A 14,641-nucleotide genomic window follows, 5' to 3' on the forward strand; every position below is an offset into this window, starting at 1 on the left:
CATAGGGGCGCAGGCAGACACGAGGTGCCGGCGCCGGCGGTGCGCGGCAGAGACGAGGTGCCGCGCAGGCCTTGATCCTACCCGGGGGCCGTGCCGGGCCCGCGGTCCTCGCCCGGGCCGCACGCCTCCTCGAACAGTTCCAGGTCCTCCTGGAGCGACTTCATCAGCCGGTCCCGCACCGCCTCGTCCACCTGCACCGGTACGACCTCGGTGGCGTCGGTCAGGCGGCGGAAGCCGCCCCGGCTCTCCAGGCGGCCGACGACCCGGATCGGCAGGCCGACGAGGTGGGCGTGGCCCGCGGTGCGGTACGCCTCCTCGTCGAGGCCGACCCGGACGTGACCCACCTCGGCGCCGGCCAGCACCCGCAGCCGTACCGTGCCCCCGCCGCGCGGGCCGGAGCGGCGCATGCGGACGACGGCGCCGGTGATCCGGACCGGCACCGACGGCTCGTCGGTGAGATAGCGGGCGCCCGCGGCGCGCAGGGCCGGCAGGTCGCCGGGCGAGAACTCGACGGGCTCGGGCCGGGCGGCGCAGCCGCCCGGCGGGCCGGCGGCCGGGGACCACTCCAGGGCGATGCCGGCGCCCTCCGTGCCGCGGACCAGGGCGACCAGGGCCTCGGTGAGCTCGCGGCTCACCCCGGCCTCGACGGCGGTGTCGAACGCCTCCATGCGGCCGGTCGCCCGCTGGTAGTCGACGGCCTCCCGGGCCGCGTACAGCGCGTGGTAGAGCCGGACGGCGACGGGCCGGCCGGGGTCGACGGGCAGGAAGGCGGTCAGGCCGCGCCCGCCGGGGGCCGCGCCGACGACGACGCTCTCCAGGGACGCCTGGGCCCGTCGGCGGTTGCGGGCCCCGTGGTAGCCGGCCCGGCCGCGTACGGCGAGGGCGCCGGCGAGCAGCACCCCACGGGCGGCGGCCCTGAGCCGTTCCTGTACGGGCCAGGGCACGGCGCCCGCCGGGCCGGGCGGCACGTCGCGCCACCAGCGGATCTCGTCGCTGGGCACGGTGAGCCCGGTCAGCACCTCGCGGGCGGAGGGCGCGGCGCAGCGGGCGAGGGCGGTGAGCGCCTCGCCGAGCAGGTCCTCGCTGTCGGGGAAGGCGCGGCTCTCCGGTACGAGGAGGCTGGTGCCGCGGCTGCCCGCCTCGGGGCCGGGCGGCGACCAGCGGCTGTAGCGGCCGGCCGCGCCGCCGCGCCGCCGCCAGCCGTGCCGGGCGAGGAGCGCGCCGAGGACCCGGGGGTCGACGCGGCCGGGGTCGGGGATCTCCCCGGCGTCGGCCCAGGGCCCGGCGGGGGCGGCGGGCACTCCGGTCCAGTGGCCGGGGAGCTCGCCGGGTACCGGGTGGGGCTGCGGCCGGGGCCGCGGGTGGCTGAGCGGATACATGGGGGCGGGGCCGTGGCCCGCTCCGTTCTCCGGTTCGTCGGTCGGCCGGTGCATCAGGGTCTCCCTCCCACGCCGACCCGGGCCATGATCTCGCAGAGCGCCCGGTCGTCGAAGATCCGTGTCGTCGGGATGCGCACGGTGGTCCTCTGCCGTCCCGTGACCGGGTGGCCGGCCAGGTTGATCCAGTAGCAGCAGTGCCGCAGGTCGAGCCGGTCGTGCCCGGCCCGCAGCCAGTCCTCCCGGTCCCGCGGCACGAGCATCACGACCAGGATCTTGTGGACCGCCACGGGGGTCCGCGCGAGCTTGACCAGGTGCTCGTTGTCGAGCGTGAAGGAGAACGCTCCCGAACCCGGCCCGGAGCCGGAGCGGGATCCGGAGCCGGAGCGGGCGCCGGAGCGGGCGCCGGTACTGGTGCCGGTGCCGGAATCGGCTTCCGGCGAGCGCGGCGGTATCTGGTAGGTGCACTTCAGCTGCACCTTGATGGTCACTTCGTCGTCGATGGTGTGGCCGGGAGCGCTGTGGCTCACGTGCCAGTCGATGCCGTTGTCCGGAAACGGCTGCGACAGCGAGCAGCCCGCCGCCGCCGCGACCGCGTGGAGGTAACCGACCTGGAGGGTCTCCATGCAGGCGGTGGTGGCGAGTGAGCCGCGAAGCGGTGCTGCCCGCTGAGGCGGCAGCCCTCCCGATTCGGGCTGGGCGAGCGCCATGTCAATTTCCTTCCCCGTCCCCTGTGTTGTCACCGGTCCGCGTACGGCGCAAACAGCACGGGTATCAACGATTCGGGCAGGGGGTTGGCCATCTGCCCGGTGGGTGCGAGGAGTTCGGGGATGACGACGCACTGGTACGAGGGGCCCCTGGCCGCTTTCGACACGGAGACCACGGGAGTCGACGTCGAGGAGGACCGGATCGTGTCCGCCGCCCTCGTCGTCCAGGACGCGACGGGCATGCGCCCGCGGGTGACGCGCTGGCTGGTGAACCCGGGCGTCCCGGTGCCGCCGGAGGCCACCGCCGTACACGGACTGACGGACGATCACCTCCAGCGCAACGGGCGGTGGCCGTCGCCGGTGATGGAGGAGCTGGGCCGGGGGATAGCCGAACAGTGCGCGGCGGGGCGGCCGTTGGTGGTGATGAACGCGCCCTTCGACCTGACGATCCTGGACCGGGAGCTGCGCCGCCACCGCGCCTCCTCGCTGGGCCGCTATCTGGAGCACGTCCCGCTGTGCGTGCTCGACCCGCGGGTCCTGGACAAGCACCTGGACCGCTATCGCAAGGGCCGGCGGACGCTGACCGACCTGTGCGAGGAGTACGAGGTGGTGCTGGACGGCGCCCACGACGCGGCGGCGGACGCCCAGGCGGCGCTGGACGTCGTACGGGCTCTGGGGCGGCGGTTCGCCGCGCGGCTCGACCGGCTGTCACCGGCCGAACTGCACACGCTGCAGGCCGTCTGGCACGCGGCGCAGGCGCGCGGCCTGCAGGCGTGGTTCGCGCGGCAGGGCACCCCGGAGGCGGTGGACCCGGCGTGGCCGCTGCGACCGGAGTGGCGTACGGCGGCGTGAACCACCCCTGCGGCGGGCGGGGCGGCGCGAGCCTGCCCGAAAACGGCCGAGGCCGGTCCGTCGTCTGACGGACCGGCCTCTCCCGGTGGGCGATACTGGGATCGAACCAGTGACCCCTTCGGTGTGAACGAAGTGCTCTCCCGCTGAGCTAATCGCCCGGGAACGGGTTGAACCATACAGGGCTCACGGGGCTCGGTTCAAACCGGCCGCCGCCCTCGGCGCAGGTGGGCGGCGAGACCGCGGCGTCCGCCGCGCATCATCAGGGCGTGGTTGAACCGGAAGAGCGGGCGGCCCGGGACGGCGAGGGCGCGCATCAGGGGCCTGCGGACCTCGACCTCCTGCTCGTAGAGGGCGCGGGTGCCGCTGCCGCCGGGAAGGGCGGTGAGGGTCCAGCGGGCCCAGCCCTCCAGGTCGCCGTGGAGCGCGCTCTCCAGGACCCCGGCGGCGGGGTCGCGGCGGCGGGCCGCGACGGTGACGACGAGGTCGTACGGGAGGAGGGAGCGGAGGCGGGCGGTGCCGGTCGTGTCGTCGTGGGCCACGGCCTCGCGGACCTGGGGCCACCACCGCGGGTAGTCCTCGGCGCGCTCCAGGACGGCGTAGACCGCGTCGGGCGGGGCGGCGAGGCGCCAGACGCTGCGGAAGCGGTAGCGGCACCAGTCCATGGCTCCAGTGTGGGCTACTCAGAGGCGGATCTGAGTACGCGTGCGCATCCCCTTCCCGTGTGTCCGGCGCCACACTCCGCCTATGGACTCCTCCCTGCCTCCCGCGGAAGAGCTGGTGCTCGTCGACCGCGAACTGGCCCGACTCGACGCCCGGCGGGCCCAGTTGCTGGTCCGCCGGGACTGGCTGCTGCGGACGCTGCACGCGCAGGCGGGCGCGCCGCCGGTCGCGCCGGCGCCGTTCCCCGTGCCGCCGCGGGTGCCGCCCCGGCCCGAGGCGACGCCGCGCAGCACCCAGAACGTGCTGCTGACCCTGGGCGGGGTGCTGCTGACCGTCGCCGCGCTCGTCTTCACGCTGGTGAGCTGGGGCACGATGGGCATCGGCGGCCGGGCGGCCGTGCTGGCGGTCGTGACCTCGGGCGCGCTGCTCACCCCGGTTGCGCTGCTGCGCCGGGGCCTCGCGTCCACGGCGGAGGCGGTGGCCGCGCTCGGTCTGGTCCTCACGCTCCTGGACGCGTACGCGCTGCACCGGGTGGCGCTGCCGGACACGGGCGGGCCGGCCTACGCGGCGGTGGCCTCGGCCGTCCTCGCGGGGGCGTGGGCCTCGTACGGCTCCGTGCTGCCCCGGCTGCGCGTCCCGCTGCCGGCGGCCGTGGTCGCCGCCCAACTGCCGCTGCCCCTGGGGGTGCTGGCCGCAGGCGGCGGTGTGCTCGCCTTCGCGTGGGCGGCCCTGGTCACGGCGGTGCTCGACCTGGTGGTGGTCCTGCGGGCCGGGGCGCCGCCCGTGCGGGTGACCGCCGGAACCGGCGCGGCCGCGCTGGGCGGCTGGGCCCTGCTGACCGGCCTGGGCCTGTCGGTCAGCGGTCCGGGCCGGGCCCTCCCGCTGCTCCTCGCGACCGCCGCGGTCCTGCTGCTGCTCGCGGCCCGTCACGTCCCCTCCGCCCTCGCCTCGACCGCCGTCGCCGGTCTGGCGGTCGTCGCCGCCGTGGGCGGTCTGCTGCGGTCCGTGCTGCCGGACGACTGGACGGTGCCGGGGTACGCCCTGTGCGCGGTGGCCGTGGCGGCGGTTTCGCTGTGGGGCCGGGGAGCGGACGGTACGGCTCCGTCCGGTGGCCGGTTCGTGCCGTCGCGGGGCATGCGGCAGGGCCTGGCCGCGGCGGGCGGCGGCGTGCTGGCGGTCGCCGCGGCGTGGGCGCTGCCGCCGGTGGTCGCGGGGCTCCTCGGGCCGCTGGCGCGGACGACGGACGTCTGGTCGGGCGCGCACGCGGAGCCGGTCCTCGCCGGGTATCCGGCGACCGCCCCGCTGGTGCCGCTGCTCGCGGCCGCCGCCCTGGCGGTGGTGCCGCGCCTGTGGGCCCGCTGCGGCGCCCTGGTGCTGGTCTGGGCGGTGCTCACCGCCCTGCCGGTGTCCCTGGGCCTGCCGTACGCGGTGACGCCGGTGCTCCAGCTCCTGACGGTCGCGGCGGGCCTGGCGCTCGCGGTGCGTCCGGCGCCGCTGACCCGGGGCCTGCGGGCCGGCCGGGGTTCGGCCACCGAGGCCGCGGCGTCGGTGACGGCAGGGGCGTGGCCCGGGTGGGCGCCCGGCCCGCGGGGGTCCGCGATCCGGCGCGTGGCGCCTGAGGGGGTCGTGGGGTGGGTGGCGTACGGGTGCGGCCTCGTGTCCGCGACCGCGGCCGTGGCGCTCGCCCTGGACACGAGGGCGGCGACGTTCGGGGTGCTCGGTGTGCTGGCCGTGCTGTTCGGCGCGGTGGCGGTGCTCGGCACCGGTGGGCGGCGGCTCGTCGGGGCCGTGGGCGCGGTGCTCGCGACGGCCGGTCTCGTGGGGGCCGGGGCGGCGGCCGCGCACCTGGGCGCGGCGGTGAGCGGCCTGGTGCTGCTCGCCGTGCCCGCGGGGACCGCCGCGGTCGGTGCGCGGCTGCGGCGGCATCCGGTGGCCGTGGCGGTGGAGGGCGCGGGCGCGGCCGTGGGGCTGTGCGCCGTCGGCCTGACGGCGGGACGGCCGGCGCTGCTCGCCCTGGCGCTGGCGCTCGGCGGTGTGGTCGCGGCGGCGACGGCGGTACGGCCGGAGCGCCGGGCGGTGGCCTCGTGGGTGGCGGCGGTGCTGTTCCTGCTGGCCACGTGGGTGCGGCTCGCGGTGTGGGAGGTGACGACGCCGGAGGCGTACACGCTGCCGGTGACCGTCCCGGCCCTGGTGGTGGGTGCGCTGCGGCGGCGCCGCGACGCGGAGACCTCGTCCTGGACGGCGTACGGGCCGGGGCTGGCGGCGACGCTGGTGCCGAGCCTGCTGGCGGCCTGGGTCGACCCGCACTGGGCGCGGCCGCTGGCCCTGGGGCTCGCGGCGCTCGTGGTGACGCTGCTGGGCGCGCGGTTCCGGCTGCAGGCGCCGCTGCTGCTCGGCGGGACGGTGCTGGCCCTTGACGGGCTGCACGAGCTGGCGCCGTACGTGGTGCAGGTGGTGGGTGCGCTGCCGCGCTGGCTGCCGCCGGCCCTGGCGGGTCTGCTGCTGCTCGCGGTGGGCGCGACGTACGAGCAGCGGCTGCGCGACGCGCGGCGGCTGCGGGAGCGCCTCGGCCGGATGCGCTGAGGCGGCCGGGCGGACAGACGCCGAGGGCCCGGAGACGGTGTCGTCTCCGGGCCCTCGGTCCGGGTGGTGGGCGATACTGGGTTCGAACCAGTGACCTCTTCGGTGTGAACGAAGCGCTCTCCCACTGAGCTAATCGCCCGGGCGCACCGCACACATTACCCCATGTCAGCGGGGCTCCCGAACCGCGTTCGGATCAGCGGTCGATCTTCCACGGCATGACGAAGCCGAACTTCCACAGGTAGACGCCCAGGAGCACGGCGGTGATCACCAGGCCGATGGTGGTGAGGATGAGGTTCCGGCGCCGGACCTTGGGGTCGAGGGCGCGCTGGGCGGCCTCGGTGACCTTTCGCTTGGTCCAGCGCAGCACCAGCTGGGCCCAGACGAACTCGGTGGCCCAGATCGCCATGCCGGCGAAGATCACCAGCCAGCCGGGGCCGGGCAGGGGCAGCATCACGATGCCGGTGCCAACCACGGCGAGTCCGACGATGAAGACGCCGACCTGCCAGCTCAGGTGCAGGGTCCGGCGGGCCTTGATGAACTCCGGGGCCCGTGAGCCCAGCGGGGTCTCCTCGGGCTGTTCGGCGCCGCTTCCCCCGCCGGCCGCGGACTGTCCGGCGCGCTCGTCACTCTCCGCATGCATGGGCCCAACTTACCGGACCGGCGCCGACTGCCCGAATGGCGGTATTACCCAAAGTCACACGCGTCCAGACGAGCTACCTGAACGATCACAAAACAGACAGAGGGGTTTACAACGGCACCGTAGGTGGCATGTCGATTTCGCCGACGTGCGAATCCCCGAGCGCACACTGAGCGAAAGGCCCTGGCGCTTATGAACACCACGGTCAGCTGCGAGCTGCACCTGCGCCTCGTTGTGTCGAGCGAGTCCTCACTGCCTGTACCCGCGGGCCTGCGGTATGACACGGCCGATCCGTATGCCGTGCACGCCACCTTCCACACCGGAGCCGAGGAGACGGTCGAATGGGTTTTCGCCCGCGACCTTCTCGCCGAGGGGCTGCACCGGCCCACCGGCACCGGCGACGTCCGAGTCTGGCCGTCGCGCAGCCACGGTCAGGGCGTCGTCTGCATCGCACTGAGTTCCCCCGAGGGCGAAGCCCTGCTCGAGGCCCCGGCGAGGGCCCTGGAGTCGTTCCTCAAGCGGACCGACGCTGCCGTGCCGCCTGGCACCGAGCACCGGCACTTCGACCTCGACACGGAGCTCTCCCACATCCTGGCCGACAGCTGAGCCAGGCCGAGAGCCGCCGCACGGCGCCGTCCGACTCGGGGAGACGGCGCCGCGCGGGCAGCCCCATACGCCTTCCTTCGGCGCCTCACACCGCGCAGCCGGCGCGGTGAGGGGCGCCGATGCCCGTTTCCGGGTCGCGCTAGAGTCAGCGCAATTGCGCGGGCGCCCGCCCGCAGCCGGCCAGGGAGCGAATCGTGCTGATCCCCCACGACACCCGGATCGCCCTCGACACCGTCGTCGATCTGGTGAACACCGCCCCCCAGGGCGACCGCGACGACGAGCTCGGGGACCTTCAGGCTCTGCAGTCCTTCGTGCACGCGCACAAGATCAGTGACGTGGGCGAGCTCGGCGCCGAGGACCTGCGGGCCGTGCGGGAGGTGCGGGACCGGTTCACGGCCGTCTTCTCCGCCCCCGACGCCAGGATCGCCGCCACGCTGATCAACCAGCTGGTCGCCGCCGCGGGCACGACGCCTCAGCTCACCGACCACGACGGCTACGACTGGCACGTGCACTACTTCGCGCCGGGCGCCTCGGTCGCCGACCACCTGGCCGCCGACTGCGGCATGGCGCTCGCCTTCATCGTGGTCGCGGGCGAGCAGGAACGGCTGCGGCGCTGCGAGGCCCCGGACTGCGGCCGGGCGTTCGTCGACCTCTCCCGCAACCGCTCGCGGCGCTACTGCGACAGCCGCACCTGCGGCAACCGGCTGCACGTCGCCGCGTACCGGGCCCGCCGCAAGGAGGCCGCCGGCTGACCGGCGCGGGGATACGGGATCACAGCAGGAACAGGTCGTGGACGGCGGCCATGAGCAGCAGCCCGCCGATCACCGCCAGGAAGATCATGAGCGGTGGCTGGGAGAGCGCGAACAGGCAGCCGCGCGGCTCGTCGGCCTCGGAAGGGGCCGGGGCGGGAACGGCGCCCGGGGCGGGAGCGGGAACGGGGTCTCGCGAGGTATCCAGCATCTCGGGGGGATGATGGCGCACCCGAGGCCCCGGAGATCACGCAACACGCCCCGCCTCAGCGGTCGTTCATCCCATCCCGTGGCCGCACGGAACGGGAAGAGGTCGAGAAGGGGCAGAAGCGGTCATATTCCGTGCTTCTTCAGAATGGCCTCGATGTCGCTGAAGTCGTCCTCGGCGGCGGCTCCGGCCCGCGGCTTCGCGGCCGTCCCGCGCCGGCCGGCCCCGGGGGACGGCGTCCGTGCGGCCGGCGCCACGGCCTGCCGGTCCGCTCCCTTGGCCGTCTCCTTCCGCCCCGCCCGGCGCCGCTCGACCACCCGCGTGGACGAGAACAGCAGCCAGGCCGCGCCCAGCAGGCCGAAGCCGATCCAGGCGGTCGGACTGAAGGCCGTACGGGCAAGCCACTCGACCGCGCCCGTCAGCACCAGACCCAGCGGCACCAGCGCGTACGCGGCGATCCTGGCCGCGGTCATGAACCGCCTGCGGTAGGCCGTGATCGCGGCGATGCCCAGGCCCGCCGCGGCCACCGCGGAGCACATCGTCTCGGCGAGCATGCGATCCTCCTGGTCCGACTGTGACGTCCCTTCCATCCTGCACCGCCCCGCCCGCGCACGGCCATGCCCCGCGGAGCGGATCAGGGAGATCTCCGGGTCGCCCCCCAGGGACCGCGGGAGGCCGCGGGCGGGGACGCGGATGGGAGACTCTTCCCATGAGTGAGTCCACCACCCCCGCCTCCCCCGTCGTCCTGGAGGCCTGGTTCGACCTGCAGTGCCCCGACTGCTTCAAGGCCCTCGACGACGTCCGCGCGCTGCGCGAGAAGTACGGCGAGCGCCTCGACGTCCAGCTGCGCCACTTCCCGCTGGCCAAGCACAAGCACGCCTACGCCGCCGCCCAGGCCGCCGAGGAGGCCTTCGCGCAGGGCAAGGGCTGGGCGTACACGGAGGCTCTGCTCGCCAGGACCGCGGAGCTCGGCGAGCGCGGCGAGCCGGTGCTCCTGGAGGTGGCCCGCGAACTGGGCCTGGACGCCGAGGAGTTCGACACCGCCCTGATCGACGGCCGGCATCTGTTGACCGTCGACGCGGACGAGGCCGAGGGCAAGGCCGTCAAGGTCACCGGAACCCCCACGTACGTCATCGGCGGCGAGCGGCTCGACGGCGGCCAGAGCCAGGACGGCCTGCGCGCCCGTATCGAGGAGATCGCGGACCGGCTGCTCGCCGGCGCCTAGGAAGCCGCACCGGGAAGCGGCTCCCGAGCCCCGGGCCTACAGCGGCTTGAAGCTGTTGACGTGCGTCGTGCGGTAGCCCAGGGACTCGTACAGGCGGATCGCCGGGGTGTTGCCCGTGAAGACGTGCAGTCCGAGCAGGCGCTCCCCGGCTCTGAGGACGACGCCCTCGGCGAGCAGCATCAGGGCCCGCCCGTAGCCCTTCCCCCGGTGCTCCTCGGCGACCTCGACGTCGTACACGTAGCCGCCGCTCACCCCCGGCTCCAGCTCGCGGACGCCCGTCCACACCCGGCCGACCACCCGGCCGTCCACGACCGCCAGGTCGATCGCCGTGCCGGGGGTGGCGAGGCCCAGCGGCAGCAGCTCCCGGTGGCTCGCGTCCGCCTTGGCGCGGGCCTGGTCCTCCGGCACGCCCCGGCTGATCCAGCTCTGGGCGAACGTCTCCCTCGCCTGCGCCTCCCACCCCGCGAACTCCGCCTCGCTCATCGGGCGGACCTCCAGGCCGGACGGCAGGGCGGGGGGACGCTCCGGCAGCTCCTTCACCATGTTCCGGCTGCGCTCGGTGTAGCCGAGCGAGCGGACCATCCGCAGCGCCGCCTCCGCGTCCGCGGGCACGGACACCTGGACCTGCCGGCAGCCCCAGTCCCGCAGCACCTCCTCGGCGGCGAGCGCCGCCACGGTGCCCCGGCCCCGGCCGCGGTCCGGTTCGTCGACCCGCAGGCCCTCGATGACGGCCGAGCCGGCGCCGAAGGCGGGGTCGGTGGCGAGGCGGACGGAGCCGACCCGGCGGCTGTTCACGCAGATGTCGTACGTACGCGAACGGCCGCCGCCGGCGGACTGCTGGAGCGGCTCGGACGGCCGCAGGGTGGTGGTCATCACCCGTGTTCTACCCACCGCCGCCCCCGTCCGTCATCCGGTTTCCGCGAGGATCCGGACAGAGCCGGACGGGGGGCGGACGGGGCGGGGCGGACGGCCGGGGCGCGGTCAGCCGAGCCGCGGGTCCCGGTCCCGGGCCGCCCGCTCGTCGAAGATCCGCATGGCCTTGGCCGTGACCGGTCCCGGCGCCGGGGCGAGCTCCCGGCCGTCCACCCGGTGCACCGCCTGGATGTCGCGCAGGGTCGAGGTCAGGAAGATCTCGTCGGCGCTCCGGAGGACGTCCAGCGGAAGGTCGGCCTCTTCCGCGCCGGTCCACTCCACGGCGAGGGCGCGGGTGATGCCCGCCAGGCAGCCGGAGGAGACGGGCGGGGTGAGGATCCTGCCGTCGACCACCACGAAGACGTTGGAGCCGGTGCCCTCGCAGAGCCAGCCGACCGTGTTGGCGAAGAGGGCCTCGGAGGCGCCCTGCTCGCGCGCCCTGGCGAGGGCGACGACGTTCTCCGCGTACGAGGTGGTCTTCAGGCCGGTGAGCGCGCCGCGCTCGTTGCGGGTCCAGGGGACGGTGATCACGGCCGTGGAGTCGGGGCGCCGGGCGGTCTCGCCGAGGGCCACGACCAGGCTGGGGCCGGCGTCGCCGCGCTCGGAGCCGAGCGGCGACAGACCGCCGGTGTACGTGATGCGGAGCCGGCCGAGCTCCATCGGGTTGGCGGCGAGCACGGCCGCGCAGGCGCGGCGGACCTCGTCGAGATCCGGGTCGGGCAGGCCCAGGCCCCGGGCGGAGCGGGTGAGCCGCTCCAGGTGGAGGGTGAGGGCGAACGTTTCGCCACGCTCGGCCTTGACCGTCTCGAAGACGCCGTCGCCGACCGTCAGACCGTGGTCCAGGACGGAGACCAGAGCCGTCCCGGCGTCGTGCAGTCCGCCGTTGACCCAGAGTTTCATCGAGATATGGCCTTTCCGCTCGCCTCGTACGCGCCGCTCGCCTCGTACGCGCCCGACGCTATCGCGACCAGGCGGGAGGCCTTCAGTTCGGTCTCCGCCCACTCGCGCTCGGGATCGGAGCCCCAGGTGATCCCCGCGCCGGTCCCGAAGCGCAGCACGCCCTCGGGGCGGTCGATCCAGAAGGTGCGTATGCCGACGGCCAGCTCGGCGGTGCGCCGGTCGGCGTCGACCCAGCCGATGCCGCCGCAGTAGGGGCCGCGCGGGGCGGTCTCCAGGGCGTCGATGATCCGCAGGGCGCTGGACTTGGGGGCGCCGGTCACGGAGCCGGGCGGGAAGGTCGCGGCGAGCAGGTCGCCCCAGCCGGCGTCCTCGCGGAGCTCGCCGCGGACGGTGGAGACCAGGTGGACGAGCCCCGGGTGCGCTTCGACGGCGCAGAGCTCGGGCACGGTGACCGATCCGGTGGCGCAGACGCGGCCCAGGTCGTTGCGCACGAGGTCCACGATCATCACGTTCTCGGCGTGGTCCTTCTCCAGCAGGTCCTCGGCGGTCCGGCCGGTGCCCTTGATCGGGCCGGACTCGACCGTGCCGCCCGTGCGCCGCAGATAGAGCTCGGGAGAGGCGGTGGCGATCTCCACGCCGTGCGCGGGCAGGCGGATCGTTCCGGCGTACGGGGCGGGGTTGCCACGGGCCAGGAGGGCGGTCAGCGCGTCGACGTCGGCGCCGGCCGGGTCGGGCAGCGGCGCGGACAGCACACGGCAGAGGTTGGCCTGGTAGACCTCCCCGCGCGCGATGTGCTCGCGCACCCGGCGCACGCCCGCGGTGTACGCGGCGCGGTCGAGGGAGGACGTCCAGTCGCCGGCCGCCGGGCCGCGCCAGGCACCCGGGACGGGAGCGGGAACGGGGTCGGGCCGTACGTCGCCGAAGCGGGCGCAGGTGAGGCGGCCCTCGAAGTCCGCGCAGACGGCCCAGAAGCCGGCGGAGTCCAGCGCCTCGGGATCATGGGTGACGTCCCGGAGGTCGGTGGCGAGGAGGCCGCCGAAGCGGGCCAGAGGAGCGAGGGTGTGCACTCTTGCGAGTCTAGGGGCGCCGGGCCGGGCGGGCGGGGGCCGTGATCCCGGCCGTGATCCTGGCCGGATCCGGGCCGCCACCGGCCGCGGTCGCGGGGTCAGGGGAGGCGGCGGGGTGCCACCCGGGGAACACGTGGAGTGAACGCCGTACGAACGCTCCCGGACCCCTCGGAGGGGGCGCAGGTCAGCACGCTGCGGAAACGCGTTTTTGTACTGGCCCAGGAATCCGCTAGAGTTCAACACGTCGCCGGGACGCGCAAGCGAAACGGAAACGACAAGCGGACGTGGCTCAGTTGGTAGAGCATCACCTTGCCAAGGTGAGGGTCGCGAGTTCGAATCTCGTCGTCCGCTCGATGTGGGGGATCTTCCCGAGCCCCCGTATTCACTCCGGGTGGAGTGGCCGAGAGGCGAGGCAACGGCCTGCAAAGCCGTCTACACGGGTTCAAATCCCGTCTCCACCTCCAAGGACGATTAGCTCAGCGGGAGAGCGCTTCCCTGACACGGAAGAGGTCACTGGTTCAATCCCAGTATCGTCCACTGGACCCTCGGGTCCCTGGATCTTCGGATCCCCCGCGCGATTAGCTCAGCGGGAGAGCGCTTCCCTGACACGGAAGAGGTCACTGGTTCAATCCCAGTATCGCGCACGCAGTACCCGCACCCTCGGGTGTACCCGCGCGATTAGCTCAGCGGGAGAGCGCTTCCCTGACACGGAAGAGGTCACTGGTTCAATCCCAGTATCGCGCACCACACGAAGCCCCCGGCCGCTCCTCGCGGCCGGGGGCTTCTTCGTGCGCTCAGGAGGAGAAGAGCATGCGGCCGAAACCGCGGGGACGGTGGCCGTGGTGGCCGCCGTGGTGCGGGGCGCCCCAGGCCGGAGCGGCGGGCTGCGCCGGGTAGGCCGGCGGGGCGGGCGGCGCCTGCTGCACCCACTGCGCCTCCAGGCGGGTCAGCGCCTCCAGCTCGCCGTAGTCCAGGAAGATGCCGCGGCAGCCGCTGCACTGCTCGATCTGGACACCGTTGCGGTTGTAGGTGTGCATGGGCGCATGGCACTTGGGACACTGCATGCTGGACTCAACTCCCTGCCTTCGGATGGGACTCTCACCCTAGGGGGACGCCTGCGGAGCCAACTCGGTTCGGACCGAGGCGATTCGGGCACACGTGTCGATCATCACGTCCTCCACCTCGTCCAGCGCCCGCCCCTCCACGGTCGACTTCGCCACGGCGAGGGCGGCGGTCTGCACCGTCAGGGCACGGGCCGGCCCGTCGAGCCGCACCCAGGGGTCGGCCGGGCCCGCGCCGGTCTCCGCGGGGCCTGTGGTCGCCGGGCCGCCGGCCGCCTCGTACGCGCCGAGGAAGCGCGACCAGACCTCCGGCGGCAGCAGCCCGGCCGCGAACCACGCCGCGGGACGGGCCAGGTCCCAGGCCGGGTCGCCGGTCCCCAGGTCGTCCACGTCGATCAGCCGCCAGCACGGGCCACCGCCCGGCCGCACCAGCTGACCGAGATGGAAGTCGCCGTGACACAGCGCCGGGCGGCCCCCGCCCGTGTCCCCGGCCGGAAGGGTGGCCCACGCGGCCAGCACCGTGGCCGCGGCCGGATGGTCCGGAGCCGTACGACGCATCCGCTCCACGGCCAGCGCCACCTTGACCCGCGCTCTCATCGGCGGCAGGCCGGGCGGCACCGGAGTCCGGTGCAGCAGGGCCAGCAGCCGCCCGGCCTCCTCCCAGGGAGCCGCGTCCGGGTCCTCCGGGTCGACCGGCACCCCGAAGGGCCAGAACGTCAGCGGACGGCCGTCCGCCGGCTCGTCAGGCCCGTCCGACAGTGTCCCCGGTCCCGGTACGGGCGGCAGCAGGACGCCGGCCAGGGCCGGCAGGCCGGCGAGCGCGACCCGCGCCCGCAGCTGTGCCGTGTCGCTGTCCGGCGCGTGCGCCTTCAGGACCACTCCCCCGTGCCGGACGACCGTGCCGTCGTCCCGGTCCGCGAGAAGGGAGACGGGACAGGCGCACGTCCGGCCGGCCACGTCGGCCACGTCCGCCTCAGCCGCGTCGAGCGGGTGCGCGGCGGCGCGGGCGAGGGCGTGCAGCTTCCGGAGCGCGGTGTCGTCCACGCGGGGAGCCTACGCGGCGACCGCGCAGCGCCGCGGGCGCGGGCCCGGGCGCGA

General features: G+C 74.8%; 16 protein-coding genes and 7 tRNA genes. 10 read left to right on the plus strand and 13 right to left on the minus strand.

Going from position 1 to position 14,641, the window contains the following annotated elements; all coding sequences use genetic code 11:
- Window positions 1–77: 77 nt before the first annotated feature.
- Together ABTZ91_RS14175 and ABTZ91_RS14180 are read right to left on the minus strand one after the other, a co-directional pair.
- Complete coding sequence (locus ABTZ91_RS14175; protein ID WP_352077411.1) at window positions 78–1,433, minus strand: hypothetical protein; 1,356 nt, start codon at window positions 1,431–1,433, stop codon at window positions 78–80.
- Window positions 1,433–2,086: a DUF4365 domain-containing protein gene (locus tag ABTZ91_RS14180; protein WP_352077412.1), complete on the minus strand. Its 654-nt coding sequence runs from the start codon at window positions 2,084–2,086 to the stop codon at window positions 1,433–1,435. Before ABTZ91_RS14180 ends, ABTZ91_RS14175 begins: the two co-directional genes overlap by 1 nt.
- A gap of 120 nt (window positions 2,087–2,206) precedes the next feature.
- Here ABTZ91_RS14180 and ABTZ91_RS14185 point away from each other — a divergent pair, with 120 nt between their 5' ends.
- Window positions 2,207–2,935 (plus strand): 3'-5' exonuclease, encoded by a 729-nt coding sequence (locus ABTZ91_RS14185; protein ID WP_352077413.1) that lies wholly within the window; start codon window positions 2,207–2,209, stop codon window positions 2,933–2,935.
- An 86-nt stretch (window positions 2,936–3,021) separates the two neighbouring features.
- On the opposite strand, the gene ABTZ91_RS14190 is transcribed toward ABTZ91_RS14185, so the two are convergent.
- A tRNA-Val gene (locus ABTZ91_RS14190) sits at window positions 3,022–3,093 on the minus strand.
- Between the two features lie 39 nt (window positions 3,094–3,132).
- Window positions 3,133–3,597: an SRPBCC family protein gene (locus ABTZ91_RS14195; RefSeq protein ID WP_352077414.1), complete on the minus strand. Its 465-nt coding sequence runs from the start codon at window positions 3,595–3,597 to the stop codon at window positions 3,133–3,135.
- Window positions 3,598–3,679: 82 nt separating this feature from the next.
- Here ABTZ91_RS14195 and ABTZ91_RS14200 point away from each other — a divergent pair, with 82 nt between their 5' ends.
- Entirely contained in the window at window positions 3,680–6,178 is a 2,499-nt protein-coding gene (locus ABTZ91_RS14200) for an SCO7613 C-terminal domain-containing membrane protein (RefSeq protein ID WP_352077415.1), read from the plus strand.
- 64 nt (window positions 6,179–6,242) lie between these two features.
- On the opposite strand, the gene ABTZ91_RS14205 is transcribed toward ABTZ91_RS14200, so the two are convergent.
- Window positions 6,243–6,317 (minus strand) — tRNA-Val (locus ABTZ91_RS14205).
- Between the two features lie 54 nt (window positions 6,318–6,371).
- The gene (locus tag ABTZ91_RS14210) at window positions 6,372–6,818 is read right to left on the minus strand and encodes a TIGR02611 family protein (protein WP_352077416.1); all 447 of its coding nucleotides are present in this window, start codon (window positions 6,816–6,818) and stop codon (window positions 6,372–6,374) included.
- A gap of 189 nt (window positions 6,819–7,007) precedes the next feature.
- Here ABTZ91_RS14210 and ABTZ91_RS14215 point away from each other — a divergent pair, with 189 nt between their 5' ends.
- The gene (locus ABTZ91_RS14215; RefSeq protein WP_015032345.1) at window positions 7,008–7,421 is read left to right on the plus strand and encodes an SsgA family sporulation/cell division regulator; all 414 of its coding nucleotides are present in this window, start codon (window positions 7,008–7,010) and stop codon (window positions 7,419–7,421) included.
- Window positions 7,422–7,615: 194 nt separating this feature from the next.
- The gene (locus ABTZ91_RS14220) at window positions 7,616–8,173 is read left to right on the plus strand and encodes a CGNR zinc finger domain-containing protein (protein WP_352077417.1); all 558 of its coding nucleotides are present in this window, start codon (window positions 7,616–7,618) and stop codon (window positions 8,171–8,173) included.
- A gap of 19 nt (window positions 8,174–8,192) precedes the next feature.
- Here the strand turns inward: ABTZ91_RS14220 and ABTZ91_RS14225 are convergent, their stop codons facing one another.
- Both ABTZ91_RS14225 and ABTZ91_RS14230 read right to left on the minus strand, forming a co-directional pair.
- Complete coding sequence (locus ABTZ91_RS14225; RefSeq protein WP_352077418.1) at window positions 8,193–8,381, minus strand: hypothetical protein; 189 nt, start codon at window positions 8,379–8,381, stop codon at window positions 8,193–8,195.
- Window positions 8,382–8,503: 122 nt separating this feature from the next.
- Window positions 8,504–8,932, minus strand: a complete 429-nt coding sequence (locus ABTZ91_RS14230; RefSeq protein WP_352077419.1) for a hypothetical protein — start codon at window positions 8,930–8,932, stop codon at window positions 8,504–8,506.
- A gap of 155 nt (window positions 8,933–9,087) precedes the next feature.
- Here ABTZ91_RS14230 and ABTZ91_RS14235 point away from each other — a divergent pair, with 155 nt between their 5' ends.
- Window positions 9,088–9,603 carry a DsbA family protein gene (locus ABTZ91_RS14235; protein ID WP_352077420.1) on the plus strand — a complete coding sequence of 172 codons (516 nt, stop codon included), beginning with the start codon at window positions 9,088–9,090 and terminating at the stop codon, window positions 9,601–9,603.
- 36 nt (window positions 9,604–9,639) lie between these two features.
- Here the strand turns inward: ABTZ91_RS14235 and ABTZ91_RS14240 are convergent, their stop codons facing one another.
- From ABTZ91_RS14240 to ABTZ91_RS14250, 3 genes are all read right to left on the minus strand, one after another.
- A complete protein-coding gene (locus ABTZ91_RS14240; protein WP_352077421.1) occupies window positions 9,640–10,476 on the minus strand; it encodes a GNAT family N-acetyltransferase in 837 nt (278 codons plus the stop codon).
- A 108-nt stretch (window positions 10,477–10,584) separates the two neighbouring features.
- Window positions 10,585–11,415 (minus strand): aminodeoxychorismate lyase, encoded by an 831-nt coding sequence (locus tag ABTZ91_RS14245; protein WP_352077422.1) that lies wholly within the window; start codon window positions 11,413–11,415, stop codon window positions 10,585–10,587.
- Window positions 11,412–12,482: a chorismate-binding protein gene (locus tag ABTZ91_RS14250; protein ID WP_352077423.1), complete on the minus strand. Its 1,071-nt coding sequence runs from the start codon at window positions 12,480–12,482 to the stop codon at window positions 11,412–11,414. Before ABTZ91_RS14250 ends, ABTZ91_RS14245 begins: the two co-directional genes overlap by 4 nt.
- A gap of 278 nt (window positions 12,483–12,760) precedes the next feature.
- Here ABTZ91_RS14250 and ABTZ91_RS14255 point away from each other — a divergent pair.
- From ABTZ91_RS14255 to ABTZ91_RS14275, 5 genes are all read left to right on the plus strand, one after another.
- Window positions 12,761–12,833 (plus strand) — tRNA-Gly (locus tag ABTZ91_RS14255).
- Between the two features lie 39 nt (window positions 12,834–12,872).
- Window positions 12,873–12,946, plus strand: a tRNA-Cys gene (locus ABTZ91_RS14260).
- Window position 12,947: 1 nt separating this feature from the next.
- Window positions 12,948–13,019: transfer RNA gene (locus ABTZ91_RS14265), tRNA-Val, on the plus strand.
- 35 nt (window positions 13,020–13,054) lie between these two features.
- Window positions 13,055–13,126, plus strand: a tRNA-Val gene (locus ABTZ91_RS14270).
- Window positions 13,127–13,154: 28 nt separating this feature from the next.
- Window positions 13,155–13,229 (plus strand) — tRNA-Val (locus tag ABTZ91_RS14275).
- Window positions 13,230–13,276: 47 nt separating this feature from the next.
- On the opposite strand, the gene ABTZ91_RS14280 is transcribed toward ABTZ91_RS14275, so the two are convergent.
- Window positions 13,277–13,546: a zf-TFIIB domain-containing protein gene (locus ABTZ91_RS14280; protein WP_352077424.1), complete on the minus strand. Its 270-nt coding sequence runs from the start codon at window positions 13,544–13,546 to the stop codon at window positions 13,277–13,279.
- A gap of 39 nt (window positions 13,547–13,585) precedes the next feature.
- Window positions 13,586–14,587, minus strand: a complete 1,002-nt coding sequence (locus tag ABTZ91_RS14285; RefSeq protein WP_352077425.1) for an aminoglycoside phosphotransferase family protein — start codon at window positions 14,585–14,587, stop codon at window positions 13,586–13,588.
- Window positions 14,588–14,641 lie beyond the last annotated feature (54 nt).

Origin of the sequence: Streptomyces sp. NPDC126499 (genome assembly GCF_040302485.1) — a bacterium.
Classification (GTDB): domain Bacteria; phylum Actinomycetota; class Actinomycetes; order Streptomycetales; family Streptomycetaceae; genus Streptomyces.